23 protein-coding genes and 1 pseudogene are annotated in these 24,629 nt (G+C 69.9%); 12 read left to right on the top strand and 12 right to left on the bottom strand.

What is annotated here, in order from left to right:
• The first annotated feature begins 1 nt into the window (after position 1).
• Both MQH10_RS04280 and mhpA read left to right on the top strand, forming a co-directional pair.
• A complete protein-coding gene (locus tag MQH10_RS04280; protein WP_242562831.1) occupies positions 2-859 on the top strand; it encodes a fumarylacetoacetate hydrolase family protein in 858 nt (285 codons plus the stop codon).
• Positions 856-2,364 carry a bifunctional 3-(3-hydroxy-phenyl)propionate/3-hydroxycinnamic acid hydroxylase MhpA gene (mhpA, locus tag MQH10_RS04275; RefSeq protein WP_242562830.1) on the top strand — a complete coding sequence of 503 codons (1,509 nt, stop codon included), beginning with the start codon at positions 856-858 and terminating at the stop codon, positions 2,362-2,364. Before MQH10_RS04280 ends, mhpA begins: the two co-directional genes overlap by 4 nt.
• On the opposite strand, the gene MQH10_RS04270 is transcribed toward mhpA, so the two are convergent.
• Complete coding sequence (locus MQH10_RS04270; protein WP_242562829.1) at positions 2,345-3,856, bottom strand: CoA-acylating methylmalonate-semialdehyde dehydrogenase; 1,512 nt, start codon at positions 3,854-3,856, stop codon at positions 2,345-2,347. The genes mhpA and MQH10_RS04270 overlap by 20 nt on opposite strands.
• A gap of 141 nt (positions 3,857-3,997) precedes the next feature.
• Between MQH10_RS04270 and MQH10_RS04265 the strand changes: the two genes are divergently transcribed.
• Positions 3,998-4,516: a hypothetical protein gene (locus MQH10_RS04265; protein WP_242562828.1), complete on the top strand. Its 519-nt coding sequence runs from the start codon at positions 3,998-4,000 to the stop codon at positions 4,514-4,516.
• Here the strand turns inward: MQH10_RS04265 and MQH10_RS04260 are convergent.
• From MQH10_RS04260 to MQH10_RS04245, 4 genes are all read right to left on the bottom strand, one after another.
• Positions 4,513-6,081 carry a carboxylesterase/lipase family protein gene (locus tag MQH10_RS04260; RefSeq protein ID WP_242562827.1) on the bottom strand — a complete coding sequence of 523 codons (1,569 nt, stop codon included), beginning with the start codon at positions 6,079-6,081 and terminating at the stop codon, positions 4,513-4,515. The genes MQH10_RS04265 and MQH10_RS04260 overlap by 4 nt on opposite strands.
• 58 nt (positions 6,082-6,139) lie before the next feature.
• Positions 6,140-6,979: an S-formylglutathione hydrolase gene (gene fghA, locus MQH10_RS04255; RefSeq protein ID WP_242562826.1), complete on the bottom strand. Its 840-nt coding sequence runs from the start codon at positions 6,977-6,979 to the stop codon at positions 6,140-6,142.
• Positions 6,979-8,088: an S-(hydroxymethyl)glutathione dehydrogenase/class III alcohol dehydrogenase gene (locus MQH10_RS04250; RefSeq protein WP_242562825.1), complete on the bottom strand. Its 1,110-nt coding sequence runs from the start codon at positions 8,086-8,088 to the stop codon at positions 6,979-6,981. Before MQH10_RS04250 ends, fghA begins: the two co-directional genes overlap by 1 nt.
• Positions 8,089-8,162: 74 nt before the next feature.
• A complete protein-coding gene (locus MQH10_RS04245; protein ID WP_242562824.1) occupies positions 8,163-11,375 on the bottom strand; it encodes an autotransporter outer membrane beta-barrel domain-containing protein in 3,213 nt (1,070 codons plus the stop codon).
• Between the two features lie 303 nt (positions 11,376-11,678).
• On the opposite strand from MQH10_RS04245, the gene MQH10_RS04240 reads away from it, so the two are divergent.
• The gene (locus MQH10_RS04240; RefSeq protein WP_242562823.1) at positions 11,679-12,446 is read left to right on the top strand and encodes an EF-hand domain-containing protein; all 768 of its coding nucleotides are present in this window, start codon (positions 11,679-11,681) and stop codon (positions 12,444-12,446) included.
• 163 nt (positions 12,447-12,609) lie between these two features.
• Here MQH10_RS04240 and MQH10_RS04235 read toward each other — a convergent pair whose 3' ends face one another.
• From MQH10_RS04235 to MQH10_RS04220, 4 genes are all read right to left on the bottom strand, one after another.
• Positions 12,610-13,653: an ATP-binding protein gene (locus MQH10_RS04235; protein ID WP_242562822.1), complete on the bottom strand. Its 1,044-nt coding sequence runs from the start codon at positions 13,651-13,653 to the stop codon at positions 12,610-12,612.
• Positions 13,653-14,207 carry a hypothetical protein gene (locus MQH10_RS04230; protein ID WP_242562821.1) on the bottom strand — a complete coding sequence of 185 codons (555 nt, stop codon included), beginning with the start codon at positions 14,205-14,207 and terminating at the stop codon, positions 13,653-13,655. The genes MQH10_RS04235 and MQH10_RS04230 overlap by 1 nt, the downstream gene beginning before the upstream one ends.
• A complete protein-coding gene (locus MQH10_RS04225) occupies positions 14,204-14,935 on the bottom strand; it encodes a response regulator (RefSeq protein ID WP_242562820.1) in 732 nt (243 codons plus the stop codon). Before MQH10_RS04225 ends, MQH10_RS04230 begins: the two co-directional genes overlap by 4 nt.
• Positions 14,936-15,061: 126 nt before the next feature.
• Positions 15,062-15,601: a Spy/CpxP family protein refolding chaperone gene (locus MQH10_RS04220; RefSeq protein ID WP_242562819.1), complete on the bottom strand. Its 540-nt coding sequence runs from the start codon at positions 15,599-15,601 to the stop codon at positions 15,062-15,064.
• Positions 15,602-15,772: 171 nt separating this feature from the next.
• Here MQH10_RS04220 and MQH10_RS04215 point away from each other — a divergent pair, with 171 nt between their 5' ends.
• Entirely contained in the window at positions 15,773-16,087 is a 315-nt protein-coding gene (locus MQH10_RS04215; RefSeq protein WP_242562818.1) for a GNAT family N-acetyltransferase, read from the top strand.
• Here the strand turns inward: MQH10_RS04215 and MQH10_RS04210 are convergent.
• Positions 16,084-16,380 carry a UBP-type zinc finger domain-containing protein gene (locus MQH10_RS04210; protein WP_242562817.1) on the bottom strand — a complete coding sequence of 99 codons (297 nt, stop codon included), beginning with the start codon at positions 16,378-16,380 and terminating at the stop codon, positions 16,084-16,086. The genes MQH10_RS04215 and MQH10_RS04210 overlap by 4 nt on opposite strands.
• Positions 16,381-16,440: 60 nt before the next feature.
• Here MQH10_RS04210 and MQH10_RS04205 point away from each other — a divergent pair, with 60 nt between their 5' ends.
• Positions 16,441-16,941, top strand: a complete 501-nt coding sequence (locus MQH10_RS04205) for a DUF6790 family protein (RefSeq protein ID WP_242562816.1) — start codon at positions 16,441-16,443, stop codon at positions 16,939-16,941.
• A gap of 10 nt (positions 16,942-16,951) precedes the next feature.
• Here the strand turns inward: MQH10_RS04205 and MQH10_RS04200 are convergent, their stop codons facing one another.
• Complete coding sequence (locus MQH10_RS04200) at positions 16,952-18,037, bottom strand: acyl-CoA dehydrogenase family protein (protein WP_242562815.1); 1,086 nt, start codon at positions 18,035-18,037, stop codon at positions 16,952-16,954.
• A gap of 8 nt (positions 18,038-18,045) precedes the next feature.
• On the bottom strand, positions 18,046-19,239 hold the full coding sequence (locus MQH10_RS04195) for an acyl-CoA dehydrogenase family protein (protein WP_242562814.1): 1,194 nt from the start codon (positions 19,237-19,239) through the stop codon (positions 18,046-18,048).
• Between the two features lie 341 nt (positions 19,240-19,580).
• Here MQH10_RS04195 and MQH10_RS04190 point away from each other — a divergent pair, with 341 nt between their 5' ends.
• The 6 genes and pseudogenes from MQH10_RS04190 to MQH10_RS04165 all read left to right on the top strand — a co-directional run.
• Positions 19,581-19,919, top strand: coding sequence for a hypothetical protein (locus MQH10_RS04190; RefSeq protein WP_242562813.1), 339 nt, complete (start codon positions 19,581-19,583; stop codon positions 19,917-19,919).
• 8 nt (positions 19,920-19,927) lie between these two features.
• Positions 19,928-21,624, top strand: a pseudogene (locus MQH10_RS04185) (methyl-accepting chemotaxis protein).
• 40 nt (positions 21,625-21,664) lie between these two features.
• Positions 21,665-22,951: a methyl-accepting chemotaxis protein gene (locus MQH10_RS04180; protein WP_242562812.1), complete on the top strand. Its 1,287-nt coding sequence runs from the start codon at positions 21,665-21,667 to the stop codon at positions 22,949-22,951.
• On the top strand, positions 22,951-23,265 hold the full coding sequence (locus tag MQH10_RS04175; protein WP_242562811.1) for an STAS domain-containing protein: 315 nt from the start codon (positions 22,951-22,953) through the stop codon (positions 23,263-23,265). Before MQH10_RS04180 ends, MQH10_RS04175 begins: the two co-directional genes overlap by 1 nt.
• Positions 23,262-23,633: a response regulator gene (locus MQH10_RS04170; protein WP_242562810.1), complete on the top strand. Its 372-nt coding sequence runs from the start codon at positions 23,262-23,264 to the stop codon at positions 23,631-23,633. The genes MQH10_RS04175 and MQH10_RS04170 overlap by 4 nt, the downstream gene beginning before the upstream one ends.
• Before the next feature lie 30 nt (positions 23,634-23,663).
• Positions 23,664-24,629, top strand: a 966-nt coding sequence (locus MQH10_RS04165; protein WP_242562809.1) for an Hpt domain-containing protein, incomplete at its 3' end; no start/stop codon positions are given.

Genomic DNA, 24,629 nt, shown 5'->3' with positions numbered 1-24,629 from the left:
CATGAAACTCGCGACCTTCACCGCCGGCGGCGCGCCCGAACTGGGCGTCGTCCAGGGCGACCGCATCGTTCCGCTCACGCGCCTCGCGCCCGCCCTGCCCGCCCGCATGATCGACCTGATCGCCCAGTGGGACGCGGTCGAGCCGGAAGTCCGCCGCATCGCCGCGGCGCCCGCCCAGACCCTGGCGCTCGCCGAGGTCCGGCTGGAGGCCCCGATCCCGCGTCCGGGCAAGATCATGGCCATCGGCCTGAACTATGCCGACCATATCGCCGAGAGCGGCCTGGGCACGCCGGAACATCAGATCTGGTTCGCCAAGGCCGCCACCTCGGCCAGCGGCCCCTTCGATCCGATCCAGATTCCCAAGGTCTCGCCCGCCGTCGACTACGAGGCCGAGCTGGTGGCGGTGATCGGCAAGGGCGGACGCCATATCGGCGTCGGCGACGCGCCTTCCGCGGTGTTCGGCTGGAGCGTGGGTAATGACGCCACCGAGCGGGCCTGGCAGCACCGCACGCCGCAGTGGACACTCGGCAAGTCCTTCGACAGCCACGCCCCCTTCGGCCCCTGGATCACCACCGCCGACGAGGTCGCCGATCCCCACGCGCTGGAAATCCGCTGCGTGGTCAATGGCGAGGAACGCCAGCATTCCAACACCCGCCACTTGGTGTTCAAGGTCTGGGACCAGATCGCCCACCTGTCCCAGGCCATGACGCTCGAGCCCGGCGACCTGATCTTCACCGGCACCCCCGGCGGCATCGGGGCGGCGATGAAGCCCATGCGCTTCCTGCAACCCGGCGACCATGTGCGGATCGAGATCGAGGGCCTGGGCGCCATCGACAATCCCTGCGCGGTCGAACCATGAGCGGCTTCGATTGCGACGTCCTGGTCGTCGGACTGGGACCGGTGGGCGCGGCGCTCACCGCCTTCCTGGCCCGCGCCGGGGTGAAGACCCTGGCCGTGGACAAGTCGGCGGAGGTCTATCCCCTGCCGCGCGCCGCCCACTTCGACCACGAGATCATGCGGGTCTTCCAGGCGCTGGGTGTCGCCGAGGTCGCCGCCCAACATTCGCGGCCAGCCCCGGCCTATGAGTTCCGCGCCGCCGACGGCCAGGTGCTGATGCGCTTCGATCTGCCGGTGGGCCGCAGTCCGTCCGGCTGGTCGACCGGCTACATGTTCCATCAGCCGGAGATCGAGCGCGCCCTGCGGGCCGCGGCGCTCGCCTGTCCGGACGGCGAGATCCGCTTGGGCTGGGCCTTCGCCGGCCTGACCCAGGACGCCGACGGGGTGACCGTCACCCTGAGCGGCGTCGCGGGCGAACAGCAGGTTCGCGCCCGCTATGTCGTGGGCTGCGACGGCGCCTCCAGCGCGGTGCGCGGCGCGCTCGGGATCACCCTCGACGACTTCGGATTCGACGAACCCTGGCTGGTGGTCGACGTCCTGGTGGGGCCGGACGCCCACACGCCGGACATCAATCTGCAGCTCTGCGATCCCGAGCGCCCCGTCACCTGCGTGCTGATGGGTCCCGGCCGCCATCGCTGGGAGTTCATGCTGCGCCCCGGCGAGACGGCCGAGCAGGTGCTGGACGACGGCTTCATCCTGCCGCTGATCGCCAAGTGGGACTGCGGCCCCGTCGAGATCGAGCGCAAGGCGGTCTATCGGTTCCATGGGCTGGTCGCCCGCCAGTGGCGATCCGATCGGGTGCTGCTGGCCGGGGATTCCGCCCATCAGACCCCGCCCTTCGCTGGCCAGGGCATGTGCTCGGGCCTGCGCGACGCCGCCAACCTGGCCTGGAAGCTGGAGGCGGTGATCCGCGACGGGGCGGATCCGGCCCTGCTCGACACCTACCAGACCGAGCGCGATCCCCATGCGCGGGCCCTGATCCAGCTGGCGATCGGCATGGGCAAGGTGGTCTGCGCCACCGAGCCGGCCGAGGTCGCGGCCCGCGACGCCCAGATGCTGGCCGCCCAGGCGGCCGGGGCGCCGCCGATCCCCCCCCAGACTCCCCAGCCCTTCGCGGCCGGGGCCATCCTCGCCGGCTCCCCGGCGGCGGGGGCCTATTTCCCCCAGCCCTGGAGCACGGATGCAGGCGCGGTGGAGCGGCTGGACGACGTGCTGGGTCCGGGCGCCTGGCTGATCTCGCGCACCCGTCCCGGCCGGACCGCCAAGGGCGTGCGCAGCGTGGCCCTGGACGATCCGCGTCTCGCCCGCCTGGCGCCCGCCCTGACGTCGTGGCTCGACGCCCAGGGCGCCGCCGCCGTCCTGGTCCGGCCCGACCGCTATGTGTTCGGAACCGGCGAACCGGCAGATCTGCTCGACGCCTACGCAGCCCGGCTGGGCCGCGCGGTCGTCACTTCATCGTCGGAATGACGAAGGAGGAGTCGGTGACGTCGCCTTCCGGCCAGCGGGCGGTGACGGTCTTGACCTTGGTGTAGAAGCGGACGCCTTCCATGCCGTGCTGGTTGGCGTCGCCGAAGGCGCTGCGCTTCCAGCCGCCGAAGGAGTGATAGGCCACCGGCACCGGGATCGGGACATTGATGCCCACCATGCCGACATTGACCCGCGCCGCGAACTCGCGGGCCGCGCGGCCGTTGCGGGTGAAGATGGCGACGCCGTTGCCGTACTGGTGGGCGCTGGGCAGGGCGAGCGCCTCGTCGAAGCTCTCGGCCCGGACGATCTGCAGGACGGGACCGAAGATCTCCTCCTGATAGGTCTTCATCGTGGGCTTCACCTGGTCGAACAGGCTGGGGCCGATAAAGAAGCCCTTCTCATAGCCCTGCATGGAGAAGCCGCGGCCGTCGATCACCAGCTCCGCGCCCTCGTCGACGCCGATCTGGATGTAGTCGCTGATCTTCTGCTTGTGGGCGGCGGTGACCACCGGGCCGTAATGGGCGGCGGGATCGGTGGAGATCCCGACCTTCAGGCTGTCGATCTCGGCGATCATGCGTTCACGCAGGGCGTCGGCGGTCTTCTGACCGACGGGCACCACCACCGGCAGGGCCATGCAGCGCTCTCCGGCCGAGCCGAAGGCCGCGCCGGAGAGGTCCTTGACCACCTGGTCGAGGTCGGCGTCGGGCAGGACGATGCCGTGGTTCTTGGCGCCGCCCATGGCCTGGACGCGCTTCCCGTTCGCCGTGCCGGTCAGATAGACATAGTGGGCGATGTCGGAGGAGCCGACGAAGCTGACCGCCTTGATCTCCGGATGCTCGAGGATCGCGTCGACCGAGACCTTGTCGCCGTGCACCACGTTCAGCACGCCCTTCAGGTCCATGCCCAGATTGGCGCCGGCCTCCATGAACAGCTCGGCCAGACGCACCGGCACGCTGGGGTCGCGTTCCGACGGCTTGAGGATGAAGGTGTTGCCGACCGCGATGGCCACCCCGAACATCCACATCGGGATCATGCCCGGGAAGTTGAACGGGGTGATGCCGGCGGCCACGCCCAGCGGCTGGCGCATGGAATAGACGTCGATGCCGGGGCCCGCGCCCTCGGTGTATTCGCCCTTCAGCGCATGCGGGATGCCGCAGGCGAACTCGATCACCTCAAGCCCGCGCTGGATGTCGCCCTTGCTGTCGGCGACGACCTTGCCGTGCTCGGAGGAGAGCAGGTTGGCGAGCTCGTCCATGTGCAGCTCGACAAGCCGCTTGAACTCGAACATCACCCGCGCCCGGCGTTGGGGATTGGTCGCGCCCCAGGGGCCCTGCGCCCGCACCGCGGCCTGGACGGCGGCGTCCAGCTCGGCCGGGGTCGCCAGCTGGACCCTCGCCTGGATGTCCCCGGTGTTGGGATTGAACACGTCGCCGAAGCGGCCCGAAGCGCCGGCCTTGGCCGCGCCGTCGATGAAATGGGTGATCTCGCGCATGCCGCTGTCTTAGGCCCAAGCGCGGTCGCAGCCTAGCGGCGACGCTACGGAAAGCGCGCGCGGCCGGGGCGCTTCCTGCCGCTTCTTATTTGCGACTCATTCTCAATTGCATTATGGAGGCTTCGATCCAGGAGACCTCAGATGGCCGAACCCCGAACCTTCGCCGCCCCCGCCCCGACCCGCCTCAGCGACCTCCTGCGGGGCGAGCACACCCTGATCTGGGCCATACGCGCCCTGGCTTTCGGAGCCGGCGGCTGTCCGTTGCTGAAGCGGCAGTTCGCCGATTGCTGCGGGCCGATCGGGACCGAGACCCTCAATGCGCTGACGGTGTTCGTGCACGAGCTCGGCCTGCATGGGCGGCGCAAGGTCACCCTCTGCGTTCCCGGCTCCTACGTGCTCAGTTGCGACGAACGCCTGATGCTGGCCCTGTTCGCCGCCGCCCAGGCGGAGGACTATGGGCGGATGGAAGCCCACCTGGCCTGGCTGCTGGCCGACGCGCCGCGCCCGCCGTTCGGCGCCGCCGCCTGCCTGGTCGCCCAGGCCTTCGCCATGAACGACCTGACCCTGCGGGTTCCGGACGAAGGGGCGGCCGAAGATCCGATCCCCCCGCGCTACGAGGACGGCGTCATCGTCCCCTTCCCGATGCGGGCCAGCGCCTAGGTTCCGGGCTGGATATAGGGCACGGCCGCGAACAGCCGCCGCTCGGCGCCGCGGGGATCGTCGACCACCCGGGTGTCGAGGTCGAAGACCATGGTCGCGCGGCGGTCCAGCTCGTACTTCGGCCAGGCCGGCAGCTTGGAATGGTTCGGGTCGCCGGTGCGGGCGAGTGCGATGAAGCTGTCGCTCATCCGATCGGCCACGGCCTGGGCGCCCGGCGACGGGGCGGTCAGCGAGCCCGGCTGGGCCAGATTGTCGAAGGCCAGAGCGATGTCCGACATGTGCATGGCCTTCAGCCGGCCGCCCTCGATCGTGGTCGGCAGGTCCTGCTGATAGACCCAGGCCGGGGCGCCGGCCTTGGCGCGCTCCTCCGCCTCGATGATCGCGCCGCGCCAGGAGCGTCCCGCGGTGGTCGCGGCGAAGAACACCTCGGTCGGGGAATAGGCCGGATAGAGCGCCCGATAGGCGGCGACCACCGCATCGGGATCGATATCCACCCGCATCTCGGCGGCGATCCGCGCCGGAACATCGGCCCAGCCCATGGCGAAGGGATCGGGCTTTGAATGGGCCAGGAAGGCGCGGGTCTCGTCATGGGCGTTGCCGATGACCATCGGGATCTTCAGGCCGAGCGGGCTGGCGTCCGGATAGAAGGGGTGCCGCGGCAGGGCGGCGCCATCCATCACGGGACCGAAATAGAGCCGTCCGGGGGTGAAGGGATCGGCCACCGCCAGCCCCTCGATCAGCTTGGCGGCCGGCAGGGTCGCGACCTCGGCCGCGCGGTCCGGCGTTAGGCCGACGGCGGCGAGGAACAGCTTCATCCGCTCGGTGGCGTGCAGAGGCCCCGATGCGGTCACCTGCTGGCCGCTCATGGTCGCGGCGGCGTGAAACAGACTTTGGGCGCTGGGCATGGCCATCAGGGTGGCGATCTTGGCCCCGCCGCCGGACTGGCCGAACAGCATCACCCGGCCCGGATCGCCGCCGAAGGCTGTGATGTTGTCGCGCACCCACCGGAGCGCCAGGACGATGTCGTCCATGCCGGCGTTGCCGGAGCCCGCGAAGGCCGGGCCGGCGAGCTTGGCGAGATAGCCATAGCCGAAGACGTTCAGGCGGTGATTGATCGTCACCACCACCACATCGCCGCGCCGACAGAGCCGGCCCCCGTCATAGAGCGGCGCGGAGCCGGACCCGCCGGAATAGGCGCCGCCATGCAGATAGACCATCACCGGCCGGCGGCCGCCGTCGGCCAGGCCCGGCGTCCAGACATTGAGGACCAGGCAGTCTTCGCTCTGCGGCCCCTCGTCCCCGCCCGCCTGGGGCGAGGCCGGGCCATAGGCCGTGGCGGCGGCGACCTTGGTCCAGGGCTGGGGCGGCATGGGCGGCCGGAATCGGCGCGGACCGGTGTCGGCGCCGTAGCGCACGCCCCGGAACACCTTGATCCCCGCTTCGAGGCTCCCGCGCACGGGGCCATAGGTCGTCCGGACCACAGGCGAGGCCGGGGCGGCGAAGACGCCGGTCGGGATCATCAGGCCGCCGGCCGCGGCCAGCAGGCTCCGCCGTGTCGCGATCATCTCGGCCTCCCTCGTGCTTGAGAGAAGTCTAGCGCCTCACTGACACCGGTGTCACGCCCTAGGCGCCGAGGCGCTTGGCGTGCCAGGCCACATGGTCGGCGATGAAGCTGGCCATGAAGAAGTAGGAGTGGTCATAGCCCTCCTGCATCCGCAGGGTGACCTTCTGGCCGACCGCCGCGCAGGCCTCGACGAACAGCTGCGGCTTGAGCTGGTTCTCCAGGAAGCTGTCGGCCGTTCCCTGGTCGATCAGGATGTCGTCATAGGCGCCCCGGGCCGCGCCGCCGGCCATCAGCAGGGCGGCGTCGTGGGCGCGCCAGGCGTCATGGTCGGCGCCCAAATAGGCCGTGAAGGCCTTCTCCCCCCAGGGACAGCGGGTGGGCGAGACGATGGGGGCGAAGGCCGAGACCGAGCCAAACAGGTTCGGGTGGCGGAGCGCCAGGGTGAGCGCGCCGTGGCCGCCCATGGAGTGGCCGGAAATCCCCCGCCGCAGCGGATCGACCGGGAACACCGCGTCCACCGCCGCCAGCAGGTCCTGGGTGATGTAGGATTCCATGCGGAAATGCGGGGCCCAGGGGGCCTGCGTCGCATCCAGATAGAAGCCCGCGCCTTGGCCCAGGTCATAGGCCGGATCGTCGGCCACGCCCTCGCCGCGCGGGCTGGTGTCCGGCGCCACGATCGCGATCCCCGCCTGCGCTGCCGCGCCATAGGCTCCGGCCTTGGTGGTGAAGTTCTCCTCCGTGCAGGTCAGGCCCGAGAGCCAGACCAGGACCGGGAACGGCCCCGCGCCGGGCGGGATGAAGATCGAGAACTTCATCGCCCCGCCCGTCGCCGCGCTCTGGTGGCGGCAATAGCTCAGCGTGCCGCCATGGACCCGATGCTGCTGGAGGACCTCGGTCATCAGAAGACCACGACGCTGCGGATGCTCTCGCCCGCATGCATCAGGTCGAAGGCCTTGTTGATGTCTTCCAGCGGCATGACGTGGGTGATCATCGGGTCGATCTCGATCTTGCCGTCCATGTACCAGTCGACGATCTTCGGCACGTCGGTGCGGCCGCGCGCGCCGCCGAAGGCCGTGCCCTTCCAGACCCGGCCGGTGACCAGCTGGAACGGACGGGTGGAGATCTCCTTCCCGGCCTCGGCCACGCCGATGATGATGCTCTCGCCCCAGCCGCGATGGCAGGCCTCCAGAGCCTGGCGCATGACCACGGTGTTGCCGGTGCAGTCGAAGGTGTAGTCCGCGCCGCCGTCGGTGAGGGCCACCAGATGGGCCACCACATCCCCGTCGATCGTCTTGGGATTGACGAAGTGGGTCATGCCGAACCGGCGGCCCCACTCCTCGCGGGCCGGATTGATGTCGACCCCGATGATCATGCCGGCGCCGACCATCTTGGCGCCCTGGATGACGTTGAGGCCGATGCCGCCCAGGCCGAACACCACCACATTGGCGCCCGGCTCCACGCCGGCCGTATTGACCACCGCGCCCACGCCCGTGGTCACGCCGCAGCCGATGTAGCAGGCCTTGTCGAAGGGGGCGTCGGAGCGGATCTTGGCGACCGCGATCTCCGGCAGGACGGTGTGATTGGCGAAGGTCGAGCAGCCCATATAGTGGGCGATCTGCTGGCCCTTATAGCTGAACCGGCTGGTGCCGTCGGGCATCAGGCCCTTGCCCTGGGTGGCCCGGATCGCGGTGCACAGGTTGGTCTTGCGCGACAGGCAGCTTTTGCACTGGCGGCATTCGGGCGTGTAGAGCGGAATCACGTGGTCGCCGGGCTTCACGCTGGTCACCCCGGCGCCGACCTCCAGCACCACGCCCGCGCCTTCGTGGCCGAGGATCGAGGGGAAGATGCCCTCGGAATCCAGGCCGTCCAGGGTGTAGGCGTCGGTGTGGCAGATCCCCGTCGCCTTGATCTCGACCAGGACCTCGCCGGCGCGGGGACCTTCCAGGTCCACCTCGACGATCTCAAGCGGCTTCTTGGCTTCGAAGGCGACGGCGGCGCGGGTCTTCATCGGTGAGCTCTCCCAGATTCGCGGGCGACCATGTCAGGTCCCCCGCGGTCCAGGCAAGCGTCCGAGGCCGCCCATCAGAATTTGAAATGGGCCGCCAGTCTCAGGTCATAGATGGCGGTGGCGTCGCGGGTCTCGGCCCCGCCCTCGACCACGAAGGCGCCGCCGGCGTTCTCGCCCTTGACCGCGATCCGCGCCACGACGCCGCCGCCCTTGATCTCGTCGGCCAGGACGTTGAACGAGGTGGTCCCGGAGAGGAATTTCGCCGTGGTCGAGCCGAGTTCGCCGGAGCCGACCTCGCGGTAGCCCAGCGTCACTTCCGGACCCCACCAGCTGTCCTGATCGCCATAGCGGGTCCCAGTCACGACGCCGGCGAAGCCGGTGCTGCGGCTGGACTGGCGGGCGCTGACGTGCAGGTCGACCGCGTCGCCGCCGTCCTTCTCGGAATAGGCGTCCTCCTCCAGCCGCAGATAGTCCAGGCTGGCGCTGGGGCGGGCGTAAATCGAGCCGATATGGCCCTCATAGGTCGCCGCGACCCGGCCGTTCATCGCCCAGCCGCTCCACTTGGCGTTCGCGACCGCCTTGGCCAGCAGGCCGTCGCCGTCGTCGTTCAGGATGTAGATCGCCCGGTGACTGGAGGTCTGCAGATAGGAGCCGGCGAGCCGGGCGTTGAGGGTCAGGTTGCCGGACACATAGCGCCAGTAGCCGCCGCCCTCGAAGGTGTTGACCGTCAGCTTGCTGGCGCCCGACGCCGCATCCGGGTTCACGTGGGAGGACGAGCCGGCCAGGGTGGCGCCGATCACGCCCAGGGACCCGGCGCTCCATTCCCGACCGCCGATCAGGCCGATGCCGCCGGCCGTATAGCCGGGCGCGTCGTCGCTGCCGTCATGGGTCATGGTGAAGCCGGTCTGCTGGATCCAGAACCCGCCGGCGTCCGGCCCCTGGCGGTCGTCGATGGCGCGGGCGAAGGCGTCGACATTGGCGCTGACCGACTCGAACACCCCGCCGCCGTGTTCCGGCAGCAGCTGGTTATAGGCCTTGGTGAAGCCGCTGCGGGTCTTCAGCGCCAGGAAGGCGTCGCGAACCGTGGTGTCGGTGTCGATGGCCGCGATCATCGGCGCATAGGCCTGGCTGGTGCTGGCCGGCAGACCCAGTTGGGCGGCGGACTTCAGGGCCAGGTCCACGGTCAGGGTCCCGGCGGCGGCGTCCGTCGTCAGGCCCGCGTCATAGAGATAGGGGACATTGCCCAGCAGGCTGGTGTCCAGGACGCCGGAGTTCAGGCTGGTGGACTTCACGATCACATAGGAGGCCTGGCCCACCAGCAGCGAGGTCAGGTTCAGGCCGATCTTGGCGCCGCTGGCCAGGGTGGCGGGGCCGGCCACCACCAGGGAGGTATAGGTCCCGCTGTCCGGATCGATGGTCAGGGTGAGCGTGCTGCTCGACGAGAGGCTCAGGCTGGAGAGGTTCAGCACCCCGACATTGGTGATGTCGAGCGACCCGGAGAGCAGCGACAGGGCCAGAGTCCCGCCGGTCGCGGTCAGATCCCCTTTGACGGTCGAGTCGCCGTCGATGGTCAGGCTGTTGGCCCCGGCCCCGAAACTGATGTCGCCCGTCACCGTGCCGTTCAGGATCTGCACGCTGTCGCCGCCCGAGCCCAGCTCGATGGCGCCCACGATGGCCGGCTCATAGTCGGTGTCGGAGGTGCTCTGGACCAGGCTCACCCCGGTGGTGTTGGCGGTCAGGTCAAGCGCGACGGCCTTGCCGGTCACGGTCTGGGTCGTGCTGTCGGTGCTGCTGACCGAAGTCGGCGTGATGGTCGCCGCGATCGTCCCATTGTTGATGATCGAGGTCAGGGTGCCCGAGAGATCGCGGATCGCCGTGGCGTCGCCGGCCACGGTGGAGGTTCCCGTCACCCCGATGACCGCCGCCGAGATGGTGTGGTCGAGGCTGTTGATCAGATTGGGGACATAGGCGCCGGCCTCGATCTGGACCGCGGTCGTGCTGTGCGCCGTGTCGCCGGTCAGGACGGCGCTGGTGCTGCCCGCATTGACGAAGGTGTAGGCCGAGGAATTGGCGAGAATGTGCAGGGCGATCGAGTCGGCGTCATAGGACGAGGCGCCGATCGAGCCCTGGTTGCTGATGCCGCCGGTCAGGTCGACCACCCCGCCCGCGACCCCGATCTGAAGCCCTGTTGCGGAGACCCCGTCATAGACCCCCGCGCCGGCGACGGTGCCGCGGTTGACGAAGCCATAGGCGTCGCCCCCGGTCCCCACATCGCCGACCGTGACCGTCCGGCCGCTGGCGCCGATCACGATGGCCGGCGCCGCGCCATAGCTGATCACCGAGGCGCTGCCCTCGGCCGTGTCGGTGTAGCCGTCGCCATCCACGTCGGTGTTGGAGGAATCCAGGGTCGGCGGAATCTCCAGCAGGATGCCGCCCGCGACGTCGCCTTTGACCACCAGGGCCGAGCCGCCCTGCAGCAGGTCGTCCGCCCCCAGGGCGTCGAGCACCGACTGGGTCGAACTACGGCTCGTGTAGCGATAGCCGGTCGAGATCACGGAGTTCTGGACGAGCAGCTGGCCGCCGATGTTGTCGTCGAATTCGGCGGCGACGGCGCCCAGGCCCGTGGTGCTGATCGCGCCGCGGAGGCCGACATTGCCGCTGATCGTGCTGAGCGCGTGAATGCCATAGACCCGGTCGCCATAGGCGCCGATCGAGCCGACGTTCAGCAGCGCCCCCTGCAGGGCGGCGTCCAGCTCGACCCCGGCGGAGTCATTGCCGCGAATGGTGATGGTCGAACCGCTGGCGAGCGTGATGTCGCCGACGAAGGCCGAGGTCCCGACCAGGCGGACGCCATAGCGCCCCGTGCCGGTGGCGAAGACCCCGTCATAATTGCCGTCGCTGTTGGAGTCGGTGTCGGTGTGGGTCTCATCGGCCTCCAGCGTGCCGCTGTTGGTGAAGGAGCCGGTGACCCCGCCCTTCAGTAGGACGTCGGTGACGTTGTCGACGTCGCGATAATAGATCGTGCCGGCGTTGGAGACGGCGTTGTTGCTGTCGAGGGTGACGGCCACGCCGGAGGTCGGCTTGATCGAGCCGTCGCTGGTGACGGTGATGTCGTCCGCCGCCCCGCTGTTCACCGTCGAGGTGGCGACCGGGGTCGTGGTCGCCGTCGAGATGGTGGTGGCCGCCCCGGCCGAGGTTCCAACAGCCAGGGCGGTCAGTCCAACGAGGGCGGGCGCCGCGCGGAACCAAAGCTGCGACTGGAGATGCGGCGCCTTTTTCCGGCTCATAAAGACTTCCCTCGTTGGTTCGCGAGTTAAGTCGGGCAAGAATATGTCTACGTAATTTCGGACTTCGTGTATATTTGGGCGTCGAACGGCTAATGTTGCGCCACAGTTTCATTTTTGAATTGGAAAATGAAACAATCCGATGAGCAAATGCTTTCACACAACTTGCATGGCTAGGTCCGGACGATAGCCGGCGACGGTCCGTCGTCCGGCCGGAATCCCCCGGCCGCCCCACGCTTCCACCCGGAGGTGAGCATGCAAATATCAAGTAGCTCAACGAGTTACGCGACCAGTGGCGCCCAGCAAATGCTGAGCATGCTGCTGGCTCAGCGGACTCAGAGCGCTGGGCAAGACTTGCCCGGCGCCACCGATACCGACCGGTCGTCGGGCCCACCGCCTGGACCGCCGCCCGGCCCCCCGCCCGGCGGCGCCAGCCAGGCCTCCAGCCAGTTCTCGGCCAATACGCTGTCGTCGCTGCTGTCCACCCAGCAGTCGCCGCCGTCCTCCACGGACATCGCCAACAAGCTGATCAGCGACACCGACACCGATGGTGACGGATCGCTCAGCCTGTCGGAGATCCAGTCCAAGCTCGGCCAGACCTCGTCCACGGACTCCACCGACCTGTCGGCGAAGTTCAAGACCCTGGACACCGATGGCGACGGCAAGCTGTCGGGCACGGAACTGAGCAGCGCGCTGGATTCGGCGAAGACGGCCCATGGCCATCATCGCCACGCCGACCAGGCCGGTGGGGTCAGCGCCCCGTCGTCCTCGGACATGGCGAGCCAGCTGCTGAAGGACCTGGACACCGACGGCGACGGCTCGCTCGGGCTTGATGAAATCAAGTCCGCCCTGAGCAAGGCCAAGAGCTCCACCAGCACGAGCACGACGACGGACACCTCGTCCTCGTCCGATTCCGTGCAGACGGCGCTCAACAGCCTGGACACCGACGGCGACGGCAAGCTCAGCGCTTCGGAGCTGACGGCGGCGCTGGAAGCCTTCAAGTCGCAGATCGAGAAGTCCTTCCAGGCCGCCTCGACCACGACGGCGTCCCAGACCACCTCGGTCACCGCCTGATCCGCCGGTCGGCCCGGACAATCCGGGCCGAGGGATTGGGATTTGCGGGCCGCGGGGTTCCAACTCGGGACCGGGCGGCGCGTTTCCCGGCTAGAACTGGCCGGGAACACCGCCCTCCCGACGGGGCGACGCGACCTGGGGCCGGCGGGCGGCGCCGGCCTGATCAGGCGTTGGACAGCGGCAGCCGCACCTGTGCGATCAGGCCGCGGGCGCCGGCGGCCAGGGAGACATCGCCCCCATGGGCGCGGGCCAGGGAGCGGGCGACCGCAAGCCCCAGGCCGACGCCGGAGCCGTCGAGCGTGCGCGCGGATTCCGCGCGGTAGAAGGGCTCGAACACCCGCTCCAGCTCACCGGGCGGCAGGCCCGGTCCGTCATCGGTGATCTCGACCACCGCCTCGCCGCCCTGGCGCGACAGGGAGACCCGGGCGCGATCGCCATACTTCACGGCGTTGTCGATCAGGTTGCGGAACAGGCGCTGCAGACCCAGGGCGTCGGCCTCGACCGTCGCGGGCCCCACCGCCTCCATGGCCACGTCCTGGCCCACCTCGACGGCCTCATCGACCAGGCATTCGAGCAGGCTGAGCAGGTCGAGCCGCTCCCTGGGCCGTGAGGCGCTGGCGTAGCGGATGAAGGCCAGGACGGAGGCGATCATCTGCTCCATCTGCTCCAGGTCGACGATCACCGCCTGCTTCAGGGGATCGGACGCCGCCTCCATCTTGAAGCGGATCCGGGCGAGCGGGGTGCGCAGGTCGTGCGAGATCGCGCCCATCATCGCGGTGCGGTCATCCACATAGCGCTTGAGGCGCGCCTGCATGTCGTTGAAGGCCCGGGCCGCCTGGCCGATCTCGGCGGGGCCGCTCAGGGTCATCATCGGCGCATTGGGGTCGCGGCCCAGGGCCTCGGCGGCGCGCGCGAACCGGCCGATCGGGGCGGTGATCCGCCGGGCGAACAGATAGCCCAGGGGCAGGACCAGCAGCAGGCTGCCGGCCAGCCACAGCATCAGCCTCAGTTGCCAGTCATTGGGAAAGGACTCGGGCCTGGGCCGCACGACGACCCAGGCGCCGTCGGACTGGCGCATGGCCGCGGTGAAGTCGCCCATCATCGGCCGCCCGCCCTCGATCATGAAGCGCGTGCGCGGACCATGCGGCCCATCCGGCCCGCGAAACTCGCCGCCGAGGAAATATCGGCCGCCGCCAGGGCCGGACATCACCGGCCCATCGAGCGGCCGTGCCGGTCCGCCCGCCTCCTCCGGCCGGGCGTCCCGCTCCATCCGATCCGGGGACGGACCCCCGCCGCCGCCGAACGCCGCGCCGGGCGGCGGGCCAGGTCCGGCCTGGGTCTCGGGCCCCGACGATCCTCGTACCTCTGACGGCCCGCGGCGCGGAACATGAAGGGGCTGACCGGCGGCTTCTCGATCAACCGGACATCGGCTTCGCGCGCGCCCAGCAGGATCGCCAGCTGGCGCCGCGACCAGTCGCGCGGACCCATCCAGCCCGGATGGGCGGCCGCGGCCTCCGCGGGCGGGCTCGCCTGGACCGTGCGCACCAGCGGTCGGCCATAGCGGGTGGTCAAGGCGCCGCCCTTCAGGGCTTGAGCCACCTCCTCCAACCGATAGACCGCGCGGGCCGGCGGCGGCATCAGCACCAGGACGACGAAGGTCATGGCCTGGGCGGCGATCAGCGAGATCACCAGCAGGGCGACCAGCTGCAGGGCGATCGGCGCGCGGGTGCGTCCGGCGGCGCCCGGCGCGGGGGATGTCACGGTCGGGTGACCTTGGCGTCGAACAGATAGCCGGCGCCGCGATAGGTCTTGATGATCTCCTGCGGCGCGCAGTCGTGCAGCTTGCGGCGCAGGCGGCTGATCTGCACGTCGACGGCCCGGTCGAACACGTCGGCCTCGGCCCCGCGGGCCTTCTCGATCAGCTGGTCGCGCGACAGGATCCGCTGCGGATTGTCGAGGAAGACGCTGAGCAGCGAGAACTCGCCGGCCGTCAGCAGGATCGAAACCCCGTTGGGCGCCCGCAGGGTGCGACGCACGCCGTCCAGGGTGAAGCCCAGGAAGTAATAGGCCTTGCCCTTGGGCGGGGCGCCGGCGGCCGATTCCTCGCGGCGGCGCAGGACCGCCCGGACCCGGGCCAGAAGTTCGCGCGGACTGCAGGGCTTGCCGAGATAGTCGTCGGCCCCGAGCTCCAGGCCCAGGATCCGGTCGATCTCGTCGCCCATGGCGCTGACCATGATGATCGCGGGGCCACCCGCATCGGCCACCCGGCGACAGATGGACAGTCCGTCTTCGCCCGGCAGCATGACGTCCAAGATGATCAGGTCGATCGGCGCGGCGGCCAGGGCCTTTTCCATGGTGACGGCGTCGGAGGCGGCGTGCACCCCGTAGCCGTGCTGTCCCAGATAATCGGCGATGCTGGCGCGGAGGGTGAGATCGTCATCAACGACGAGGATCTGGGGGATCGGAGCGGGATTCGCGGCGAGGCTCATGATGCGTCCCTGACGCTCAACTATGGCCTAGGTATCGCATGTTCGCCACATTTCGCCATGCGACCCCGCGCCCTGCCCCCATGCCCAGGCGCCGGGCATGGGGGCCGGACGAGCGGCGGCGATCCGTCAGTCGCGCGGCGGCGGGGGCGGCCCGCCTTCGCCGGGACCACCATGACCGTCGGGACCGCCCGGCCCCCGCCCGCGCGGCCCGGGACCCATCGGGCCGTGGCCCATGGGGCCGGCGAGCCGCCCGAGTGCGTCGAACGCCTGCTGCTGATCCGGCGAAAGGGCCGCATAGAAGGTCCGCAGGGCGGCCTCGGCCTTGGCCCGGCGGGCGTCGCCCTCGGCGCGATGCTTCGCCATCTCGTCCAGGCGTTGAGGCGTGGTGGCGGAGAGGTCCGGACCCGCGGCGCCGGGCTCACGCGACGGCGGCGGCTCGGGCGGCGCCATGGCGGCGTCGAACGCCTTCCAGGCCGCCTCCTGGTCGGGACGCAGCCGCAACAGGATGTGCAGGTCCCGCGCCATCTGGGCGCGGTGCGCCTCCATGCGCGCCTTGTCCTCGGCCGACGGCGCGTCCTGGGGCGGTCGGGGTTGGGCGTTCACGGGCGCGGCCAGGGCCGCCAGGCCCAGGGCGCAGATCAGGGAAGTCTTCAAGCGAGGAAACATCGACATCTCTCCAGTCGTCGATGCGGTCTTCGCACATGGCGGCGCCAGGGGAATGTCGGCGACTCTTCGGATTTGAAACCTTGCCGCAATGAGCGTTCAGCCAACCGAATCCGGGCTGGCCTGGACGCGCCCGGCATGCTCTCGTCCGCCTTTCCTTGTAAGGGACCGCCCATGACCGACGCTTCGCTGAACGTGATCAACAACCAGGCCGCGCATCGTTTCGAGGTCCGCCTGGGCGACGAGACCGCGTTCGCCGAGTATCGGCTGGAGCCCGACGCCATCGTCTTCCCGCACACCGTGGTGCCCGAGGCCTTCGCCGGCAAGGGCGTGGGCGGCCAGCTGGTCCAGGCGGGCCTGGCCTATGCGCGCGAGCTCCATCTGCTGGTCAAGCCGACCTGCCCGTTCTTCCACGCCTACATCGCCAAGCGGCCGGAGCTGCACGAGCTGGTGCATCCGTCGATGCGCGCGGGCCTGGTGACGCCCTAGTAGCGTCCCCCCGGCAGGTGCGGGGTCTGGTCGTCGGACAGGTCGAGCATGACCTCGTCGACATAGCACCAGCCCCAGCCGTCCGGCGGATCATAGGTCTCCATGATCGGGTGGCCGGTGGCGCGGAAGTGCTTTGTGGCGTGGGTGTTGGGCGAGTCATCGCAGCAGCCCACATGGCCGCATTCGCGGCACAGCCGCAGATGCACCCAGCGCGCGCCGATCTTCAGGCACTCCTCGCAACCATCCGCCGAAGGCGTGACGGCCTTGAGGAATGCGCCGTGGGTGCAGCTCATGGCGTCCTCTCCTGTCGACAAGCCCGCCGGGTGGTTCTCGGCGCGGGCTGAAGCTATGCTTTGAGCTCGGATCGAAAGCTCTGGGGGTCGATCACAATGTATCTCGCCGTCGTCGCCCTGACGATGTTCCTGCTGCCTGCGGTCTCCATCTTCCTTGAGCACGCCGCGAATCCGGGCACGGCCCTGATGTTGCTGGCCGGTCGCTGGTTCGTCTTCTGGGGCGTCGGCGTCCGGCTTGCGCTCGCCGGACTGCGCCAGGTCTTCCAGCCCGCGTTCACGGCGAAGGAGATCTTCCACATGACCAGCGAGGAGGCCTTGCCCCTGGTGCGGGAGCTGGGCGTGGCGAATGTCGCGAGCGGGGTCGTGGGCCTGTTGTCGATCGCCTTCCCGAGCTTCGTTCTGCCCGTCGCCATCTCAGCCGGGATCTTTTACGGCGTCGCGGGGATCCGGCATTTGGCCGAGCGGGGCCGCCTGCGGAACGAGACGATCGCCATGGTCAGCGACCTGTTCATGGCGGCTATCCTGGCGGTCTACGTGGCGTCCTGCTGGACCGGGCGCTGAGGCGCGCGCCTTACGCCGCCAGCCCCTGAATCCGCGCCGCGATCGCGCGAACGCGCTCCGGCCCGCCCAGCAGCTGGCGATCGAGCCCGATCCGCTTGAACCAGAAGTGCAGGCCCAGCAGGTCGGTGATGCCCATGCCGCCATGCACCTCGGTCGCCGTGCGGGCCACGAAGCGGCCGACCTCGGACGTGTGGGCCTTGGCGTGGGCGGCGGTGAGCGAGGCCTCGTCGGGCGCCTCGTCGAAGGCGTAGGCGGCGTACCAGACGAGCGCCCGGCAGGGCTCCAGCTCGGCGGCCATCTCGGCGCACATGTGCTTGACCGCCTGGAAGGAGCCGATCACCCGGCCGAACTGCTTGCGCTCCTGCGCATAGGCGACGGCCTTCTCCAGCATGACGTCGCCGGCCCCCAGCGCATCGGCCGCCAGCAGGGTCCAGCCGGCGTCGCGCAGGGCGTCCAGCGCGCCGGGGCCGCCGGCCAGGGGCTCGGCCTCGACATTGTCAAAGGTCAGTTCCGCCAGGCGTCGGGTCTGGTCGATGCTGGTCATGGCCGAGCGGCCCAGCCCCTTGGCCGCGCCGCGGACCAGGTGCAGGCCGCCGGTCTTGTCGGCCGCGACGATCAGGCCGGCCGTCAGCCCGCCCTCGACGAATAGGGCCTTGCCGGTGAGCCGGCCGCCCGACGCCATGACGCCCGCCCCGTCCCGCGCCCCGGCGATGGGCTCGGAGATCGCCACAGCGCCCTGGACCTCGCCAGAGGCCATGGCGGGCAGCCATTCGGTCTGCTGATCGGCCGATCCCGCCCGCATCAGGGCCAGGGGCGCAAGCGCGCAGGCGCCCAGGAACGGGACCGGCGCCACGGCCCGGCCCATGGCCTCGGCCGCCAGGGCCGCATCGAGCAGCTTCAGGCCCAGGCCGCCGAACTGTTCCGGGATCAGCACGCCGGGCAGGCCGAAGTCGCGCAGGGCGGCCCAGACGTCGGCGCCCTGGTCGCTCACATCGCCGGCATAGGCGCGGACCCGGTCGAGCGGACTGGCGTCGGCGAGCGTGCGGCTGAGGCTGTCTTGCATCAGCTTCTGGTCGGAGGTGATCGAGAAATCCATGTCGGTCCTCAGGCCTTGGCCAGCTTGGGTTCGCGCGGCATGCCGAGGCCCCGCTCGGAGATGATGTTCTTCTGGATCTGGGCGGTGCCGCCGCCGATGATCAGGCCCAGGTCGAACATGTAGTTCCACTGCCACGAGCCCTTGGCGCGCAGGTGGGGGCCGTCCTCATAGAGCACGCCCAGTTCGCCGAGCGCGTCGATGGCCAGCGCCGCGATCTGATGGTTCAGCTCGCAGCCCTGCAGCTTGACCACCAGCCCCGCCATGCCCGGCGCCTCGCCGCGCAGCGCGCTGGTCAGGGTGCGCAGGCCGTTGAACTTCATGGCCAGGACGCGGGACTGCAGCGCCATCAGCCGGTCGCAGAACACCGGGTCGTCGATCAGCCGGCGACCGTCGATCGTCTCAGTCTTCATCAGCTCGATCAGCTGGCCCAGCCTGGCCTCGGTGGCGTTGGGATCGCCCAGCATGCCGCGCTCGTGCTTGAGCGTCGCATTGGCCACGAACCAGCCGCGTCCGCGCCCGCCGACCACAGCGCTCTTGGGCACCCGGACATCGGTGAAGAACACCTCATTGAACTCGGCCGAGCCGGTCATGGTCTTCAGCGGCCGCACCTCGATCCCCGGCGTCTTCATCGAGAACAGCAGGTAGGAGATGCCGTCATGCTTGGGGGCGTCCGGCTCGGTGCGCACCAGGCAGAAGATCATGTCGGCCTGGGCCGCGGTCGAGGTCCAGATCTTGGACCCCTGGATCAGGAAGTCGTCGCCGTCCTCTACCGCCTTGGTCTGCAGTGAGGCGAGGTCAGAGCCCGCGCCCGGCTCGGAATAGCCCTGGCACCAGACCACCTCGCCCCGCAGGGTGGGGCCGATCCAGCGGGTCTTCTGCTCCTCGGAGCCCACCTCCAGCAGGGTCGGCACCAGCATCGAAATGCCCTGGTTGGCGAAGCCGCGCGGCGCGCCGGCCCGGTTAAACTCCTCGGAGATGATCCGGGTCTTCAGGATGTCGGGTTCGGCGCCGTATCCGCCATAGGCCTTGGGGATGGTGCGCGCGGCGTAGCCGTGATCGATCAGCAGCCGCTGCCAGGCGAGCGCCGCCTCGCGGGGGCGATCGGCCCCGGCGCCTTGCGCATAGTGGTCGCGATGAGCCTCGAGGAAGCCGCGCACCTCGGCGCGAAAGGCCTCCATCTCGGGCGTGAGCCTCAGGTCCATGGCGGTTTCCTCCCGGTGTTTGGCCCCAGGCGACCACTCCGCCGGACCCAGCGCAAGTCTGACCCGAGGGAAAGCGGGCCGGGAATCTGCGCGGCTGGAGGACGGGGCCCGGCGGCCGCGCGATGCGCGACGTTCGGTCGCGGCTTAACCCTAGCTCGCGGTAACCATTGAGGGCGCTGGAATCGCCCAGAATCCAAGGGACTGGCGCGCCTACGCCAGAGCTCCGGTAACCATTTCTTCAAGGCCCATGCGCCACCCTCCCGGACGCGTCGCCCCGGTGATCCGCGTCTGTGTCCAGACCGCGGCCTGAGGCCGACGCGAACGCGTTGCGCGGACGGGACATGCGGGTGGCGATCGGAGAACTTCAGACCAGGCCTGAGCGTCAGGAGCCGCTGGCGTGGCTGCCTGCCGCCCTGATCGGTCTGGTCGCCCTGTCCATCGCCGCCGTCGCCCAGGCCGGAGCCCGCGACGCCGCGACCGCGGCCGGGGTGTTTCCGCCCTGGTGGAGCCGGTCGGCGGTGCTTGACGCCGCCAGCCAGGCAGGCGGGGTGGTGGCCGTCGGCGGCGCCCCCTTCATCGTGATCATCCATTCGGCCTCCGGCCCGGCCGCGCCGCGGCTGCGGGCCGCCGGGGCCCTCGTCGCGCTCGACGCCGGCCTCGCCCGGCTGTGCGGAGCCTGACCCCGCAGATGTTCGACAGCCTCGCCGATCAGCGACGTTTCGGGGACCGGGTGCTTCTGGGCGCCCTGTGGACCGCCGCGCCGGTGATCGGGCTGGCCACCTTCGTCGCCCAGGGCCCGTGGATGCTGACCGGGCTCGGCGCCGCCGGCCTGGCCGCGGCCGCCACGGCCATCCACCGGATCAAGGCCGGCGGTCCCGCGACCCGCATGTCCGTGGCCGTGGCCCTGATGGGGTCAGTCTCCCTGCTGGTGGGCGGCCATGCCGGCCACGCCTGGCAGATCGACCTGCACATGGCCTATTTCGCCGCCCTGGCCAGCCTGATCATCTATTGCGACTGGACCGCCGTCGCCGCCGCCGCCGTGGCGGTCGCCGCCCACCACCTGATCCTCAGCTTCGTCCTGCCGGCCGCGGTGTTCCCGGACGGCGGCGACCTGCGCCGGGTGATGATCCACGCCGTCATCCTGGTGATCGAGGCCGCGGCCCTGATGTGGGGATCGCGCAGCGTCGCCCAGATGTTCGATCGCGCCGCCGACAATCTGCGCCAGAGCCGCGAGGCCCAGCGCGAGGCCGAAGAGGCCCGTGAGGCCGCCGACGTCGCGCGCTTCGCCGAATCCCATGCCGCCGAGGAACGCCAGTCCCTGCAGTTCTTCGTCGAGGAAGAGCGGCTGAGCGTCGTCAACGGCCTGGCCCAGGCTCTGGGCCGGCTGGCCCAGGGCGACATGAGCTGCCAGATCGCCGAGACCTTCCCGCCGGAATACGAGCAGCTGCGCGCCGACTTCAATGGTGCGATCGGCCGCCTGTCCGGCGCGCTCACCGACATCATCGCCGCGGCCTCGGCGATCCGCAGCGGGGCCGGACAGATGTCGGTCGCCGCCGACGACCTGGCCCGCCGCACCGAGCGCCAGGCGGCAAGCCTGGAAGAGACCGCCGCGGCCCTGGACCAGATCACCTCCACCGTCCGCAAGACCGCCTCGGGCGCCGAAGCCTGCTCCGACGTGGTGCTGGCCGCCCGCGGCGACGCCCAGACCTCGGGCGAGGTCGTGCGCCAGGCCGTCGAGGCGATGAGCGAGATCGAGACCTCGTCCAGCCAGATCGGCCAGATCATCGGCGTGATCGATGAGATCGCCTTCCAGACCAATCTGCTGGCCCTGAACGCCGGCGTCGAAGCCGCCGCGCGGGCGAGGCCGGCAAGGGTTTCGCCGTGGTCGCCGCCGAGGTGCGGGCGCTGGCCCAGCGCTCGGCCGACGCCGCCAAGGAGATCAAGAGCCTGGTCGGCGCCTCCGGCGCCCAGGTCGAGGCCGGCGTCCGCCTGGTGGGCGAGACCGGCCGGGCCCTGCAACGGATCGTCGACCGCGTGGCCGAGATCGAGGCCCTGGTGGGCGAGATCGCCGCCTCGACCCAGGAACAGTCTGTGAGCCTCGGCCAGGTCAACCAGGCGGTCAATCACATGGACCAGGTGACCCAGCAGAACGCCGCCATGGTCGAGGAATCGACCGCCGCGAGCCATGCGCTCGCCAAAGAGGCCGAGGGCCTGGCCGACGCCGTGGCCCGCTTCCGTGTCGAACAGCCCGCCCAGGCCGCCGCCCCGACGGTCGGACACTCCACGGTCATGGCCGATTACGCCCAGAAGCGCGCGGTGACCCGCGGCGTCGTGGCCGCCATGCTGAAGCCTACCGCCCCGGCCGACGACTGGGAGGAATTCTGAACCCTATGACCAAGTACGCTTTCGCCTCCGGACAGACCTCATGAGCACGACCGATTTCGTCGACAGCGCCGCTCTGGAGACCCGCGTTCGCGCGGCCCTGACCGCGAGCTGGCCCCGGGGCTTCGGGGTCAAGGCCGGCGGTCGCGACAAGGCGACCGATGAGATCCTCGCCCTGATCGCCCAGGCGGTGCGCGACGGCCAGGCGGCGGCGGACCGGCGCATCGAGGCCGCCAACCGCGACCGCGACGCCGCCGAGAGCGCCCTGGCCAAGGTGGCCGACGACCAGCAGGCGGCGATCAGCGTCCTTTCGGAAGCCCTGAGCGCCCTGTCCCGCGGCGACCTGGCGCACCGGATCAATGCGAATTTCAGCGCCGACTACGGACGACTGAAGACCGAGTTCAACAACGCGGTGGCCGGCCTGGAGCAGGTGATGGCCGGCGTGGTGGCCAACGCCCAGGGCATCCGGTCCGGCGCCGACGAGATCAGCCAGGCGGCCGACGACCTGGCCCGGCGCACCGAGAAACAGGCCGCCAGCCTTGAGCAGACCGCCGCCGCCCTCGACCAGATCACCGCCACGGTGCGGCGCGCCACCGAGGGCGCCGTCCAGGCGGAGGCCGCCGCCCAGGACGCCCGCGCCGACGCCCAGGGCAGCGACGAGACCGTCCGCCAGGCGGTCGACGCCATGAGCGCCATCGAGGCCTCGTCCAGCCAGATCGGCCAGATCATCGGGGTGATCGACGAGATCGCCTTCCAGACCAACCTGCTGGCCCTGAACGCCGGGGTGGAAGCGGCCCGGGCCGGGGACGCCGGCAAGGGTTTCGCGGTCGTGGCCTCCGAAGTGCGGGCTCTGGCCCAGCGCTCCGCCCAGGCCGCCAAGGAGATCAAGGAGCTGATCTCCACCTCCAGCCGCCAGGTCGGCGACGGCGCCCAGCTGGTGGGCCGCACAGGCGAGGCCCTGGAGCGCATGGTCAGCCGGGTGAATCAGATTTCGGTGCTGATCACCGAGATCGCCGCCTCGTCCCGCGAGCAGTCGCTAGGTCTTGGTCAGGTGAATGCGGCGATTAACGATATGGACAAAGTGACGCAGCAGAACGCGGCGATGGTCGAGCAGTCGACCGCCGCCAGCCACAATCTGCTGCGCGAGGCCGAGGCGCTGAGCGACAGCATGAGCGCCTTCCGCACCTCCAACGCCCCCTCCCGCAGCTCCCGCCCGGCGCCCCGCGCCCAAGCGCCGGCAGCCGCCCTGAAGACCGTCGGCCACCGTGGATCGGCCGCCGTTCGCCAACCCGCGCCTCGTCAAGGTGCTGATGAATGGGAAGAATTTTGATGTCGAACGATCCGGCGGCCGCACTGGCGGCAGGTCCAACGACCGTGAGCCTCGCGCCAATTCTTGATCTTCAAGCGGCCGAGCCTCTGCGCGCAGAGCTTATGTCCCTGCGCGGACGGCCGCTCGACGTAGACGCATCTCAGGTCACGCGCCTCGGCGGTCTGTGTCTTCAGGTGCTGATGTCGGCGCGGAAAATATGGGCGGAGGACGGCGTGGTCTTAACGCTGAATCAACCGTCTTTGGCGTTTTCAGAACAACTGGCGGCGTTCGGGAATCCCGAGCTTCATTGCGAGCCCGAAGGGGGACTTTCGTGAGCAAGACTGTACTGACCATCGACGATAGCCGCACAATGCGGGAAATGCTGAACCACGCGCTGGTGGAGGCGGGTTACCGCGTCCTTCAGGCCGTGGACGGCGTGGAGGGCCTTGAGGTCCTACAGGCCAACGGCGACGTGATCGATGTCGTGATCACCGACATCAACATGCCGCGCCTCGACGGCTTCGGCGTGATCGAGGGGGTCCGGGCCAGCCCGGCTCACCGCGCGACCCCGATCCTCGTCCTGACCACCGAAAGCGACGCGGCCAAGAAGGAACGCGCCCGGTCCGCCGGCGCCACCGGCTGGATCGTGAAGCCCTTCAATCCGGTCAAGCTGGTCGACGCCGTTCGTCGGGTCGCCGCCTAAACCTTCCAATACGTTTCGGAGAGCGCTCCTTTGGATCCGTTCGAGAGCATCAAGCAGACGTTCTTTCAGGAATGCGACGAGCTCCTGACGGACGCCGAACAGGGGTTGTTGGCCATGGAGTCCGGCGACGCCGACTCCGAGACCATCAACGCGGTGTTCCGGGCGGTTCACTCGGTCAAGGGCGGCGCTGGCGCCTTTGGTCTTGAGGACCTGATCCGCTTCGCTCACGTCTTCGAAACCGTGATGGATGAAGTCCGGTCGGGCCAGATGGCCCTGACCGACGAGGTCGCGAAGACCCTGCTTCGCGCCTTCGACGTCCTCGCCGACCACGTGAACGCCGCCCGCGACGGCGGCAAGGTCGACGAGGCCCGCTCCTCCGGCATGCTCGGCGAACTCAAGGCCCTGATCGGCCAGGAGGGCGAGGAGGAAGAGGATCTGGGCGGCGACGAGGACTTCGGCTTCGTGCCCCAGGCCTTCGCCATGGATCTCGAGGACGACAGCGCCGCGCCCGCCGCCGAGCTGTCGCTCGACGCGCCCGCGCCGGCCCTGGACGCTCCGGCGCCCGACGCCGCCGGCCCGAACGTCTGGCGCATCGAGTTCGCGCCGAAGTCGGAAATGTACGGCAAGGCAAACGAGGCCGGCCTGGTGCTGCGCGAACTGGCGCGGCTGGGCGAGACCGAGGTCGTCTATGACGACTCCAGCCTGCCCCCGCTCGACCAGCTGTCGGCGGAAACCGCCTATCTGCGCTGGACGATCCGCCTGACCTCGGACTGCGACTATGAAGCGGTCCACGAGGTCTTCGAATTCGTCGAGGACGATTGCGACCTGACCATCGTCAACGAGAACGCCGCGGGCGACGCCGCCCCAGCCGCCGAGATGACGGATGACGAGCGCGCCGCGGCCTCGGCTTCGGCCCCGCTCGATCTCGACGCCCTGCTCGCCCGCGTGTCCGGCGGCGGCGCCGCCGAACCGGCCGCGCCGGAGCCCGCGCCCGAG

It is taken from the genome of Phenylobacterium aquaticum (genome assembly GCF_022695515.1).
Taxonomy (GTDB): domain Bacteria; phylum Pseudomonadota; class Alphaproteobacteria; order Caulobacterales; family Caulobacteraceae; genus Phenylobacterium; species Phenylobacterium aquaticum.
Note: the sequence above shows the minus strand (reverse complement) of the source record. Positions and strands in the feature narration are given on the sequence as shown.

Bases quoted from the DNA above. Each gene is read 5' to 3' on its own strand.
- MQH10_RS04215 (WP_242562818.1), top strand. From the start codon at position 15,773: ATGACCGACGCTTCGCTGAACGTGATCAACAACCAGGCCGCGCATCGT.
- MQH10_RS04270 (WP_242562829.1), bottom strand. From the start codon at position 3,856: ATGCGCGAGATCACCCATTTCATCGACGGCGCGGCCAAGGCCGGCGCT.
- MQH10_RS04280 (WP_242562831.1), top strand. From the start codon at position 2: ATGAAACTCGCGACCTTCACCGCCGGCGGCGCGCCCGAACTGGGCGTC.
- MQH10_RS04190 (WP_242562813.1), top strand. From the start codon at position 19,581: ATGCGGGTGGCGATCGGAGAACTTCAGACCAGGCCTGAGCGTCAGGAG.
- MQH10_RS04265 (WP_242562828.1), top strand. From the start codon at position 3,998: ATGGCCGAACCCCGAACCTTCGCCGCCCCCGCCCCGACCCGCCTCAGC.
- MQH10_RS04175 (WP_242562811.1), top strand. From the start codon at position 22,951: ATGTCGAACGATCCGGCGGCCGCACTGGCGGCAGGTCCAACGACCGTG.
- MQH10_RS04235 (WP_242562822.1), bottom strand. From the start codon at position 13,653: ATGTCCGGCCCTGGCGGCGGCCGATATTTCCTCGGCGGCGAGTTTCGC.
- MQH10_RS04240 (WP_242562823.1), top strand. From the start codon at position 11,679: ATGCTGAGCATGCTGCTGGCTCAGCGGACTCAGAGCGCTGGGCAAGAC.
- MQH10_RS04200 (WP_242562815.1), bottom strand. From the start codon at position 18,037: ATGGATTTCTCGATCACCTCCGACCAGAAGCTGATGCAAGACAGCCTC.
- MQH10_RS04210 (WP_242562817.1), bottom strand. From the start codon at position 16,380: ATGAGCTGCACCCACGGCGCATTCCTCAAGGCCGTCACGCCTTCGGCG.
- MQH10_RS04250 (WP_242562825.1), bottom strand. From the start codon at position 8,088: ATGAAGACCCGCGCCGCCGTCGCCTTCGAAGCCAAGAAGCCGCTTGAG.
- MQH10_RS04260 (WP_242562827.1), bottom strand. From the start codon at position 6,081: ATGATCGCGACACGGCGGAGCCTGCTGGCCGCGGCCGGCGGCCTGATG.
- MQH10_RS04180 (WP_242562812.1), top strand. From the start codon at position 21,665: ATGAGCACGACCGATTTCGTCGACAGCGCCGCTCTGGAGACCCGCGTT.
- mhpA (WP_242562830.1), top strand. From the start codon at position 856: ATGAGCGGCTTCGATTGCGACGTCCTGGTCGTCGGACTGGGACCGGTG.
- MQH10_RS04220 (WP_242562819.1), bottom strand. From the start codon at position 15,601: ATGTTTCCTCGCTTGAAGACTTCCCTGATCTGCGCCCTGGGCCTGGCG.
- MQH10_RS04245 (WP_242562824.1), bottom strand. From the start codon at position 11,375: ATGAGCCGGAAAAAGGCGCCGCATCTCCAGTCGCAGCTTTGGTTCCGC.
- MQH10_RS04225 (WP_242562820.1), bottom strand. From the start codon at position 14,935: ATGAGCCTCGCCGCGAATCCCGCTCCGATCCCCCAGATCCTCGTCGTT.
- fghA (WP_242562826.1), bottom strand. From the start codon at position 6,979: ATGACCGAGGTCCTCCAGCAGCATCGGGTCCATGGCGGCACGCTGAGC.
- MQH10_RS04195 (WP_242562814.1), bottom strand. From the start codon at position 19,239: ATGGACCTGAGGCTCACGCCCGAGATGGAGGCCTTTCGCGCCGAGGTG.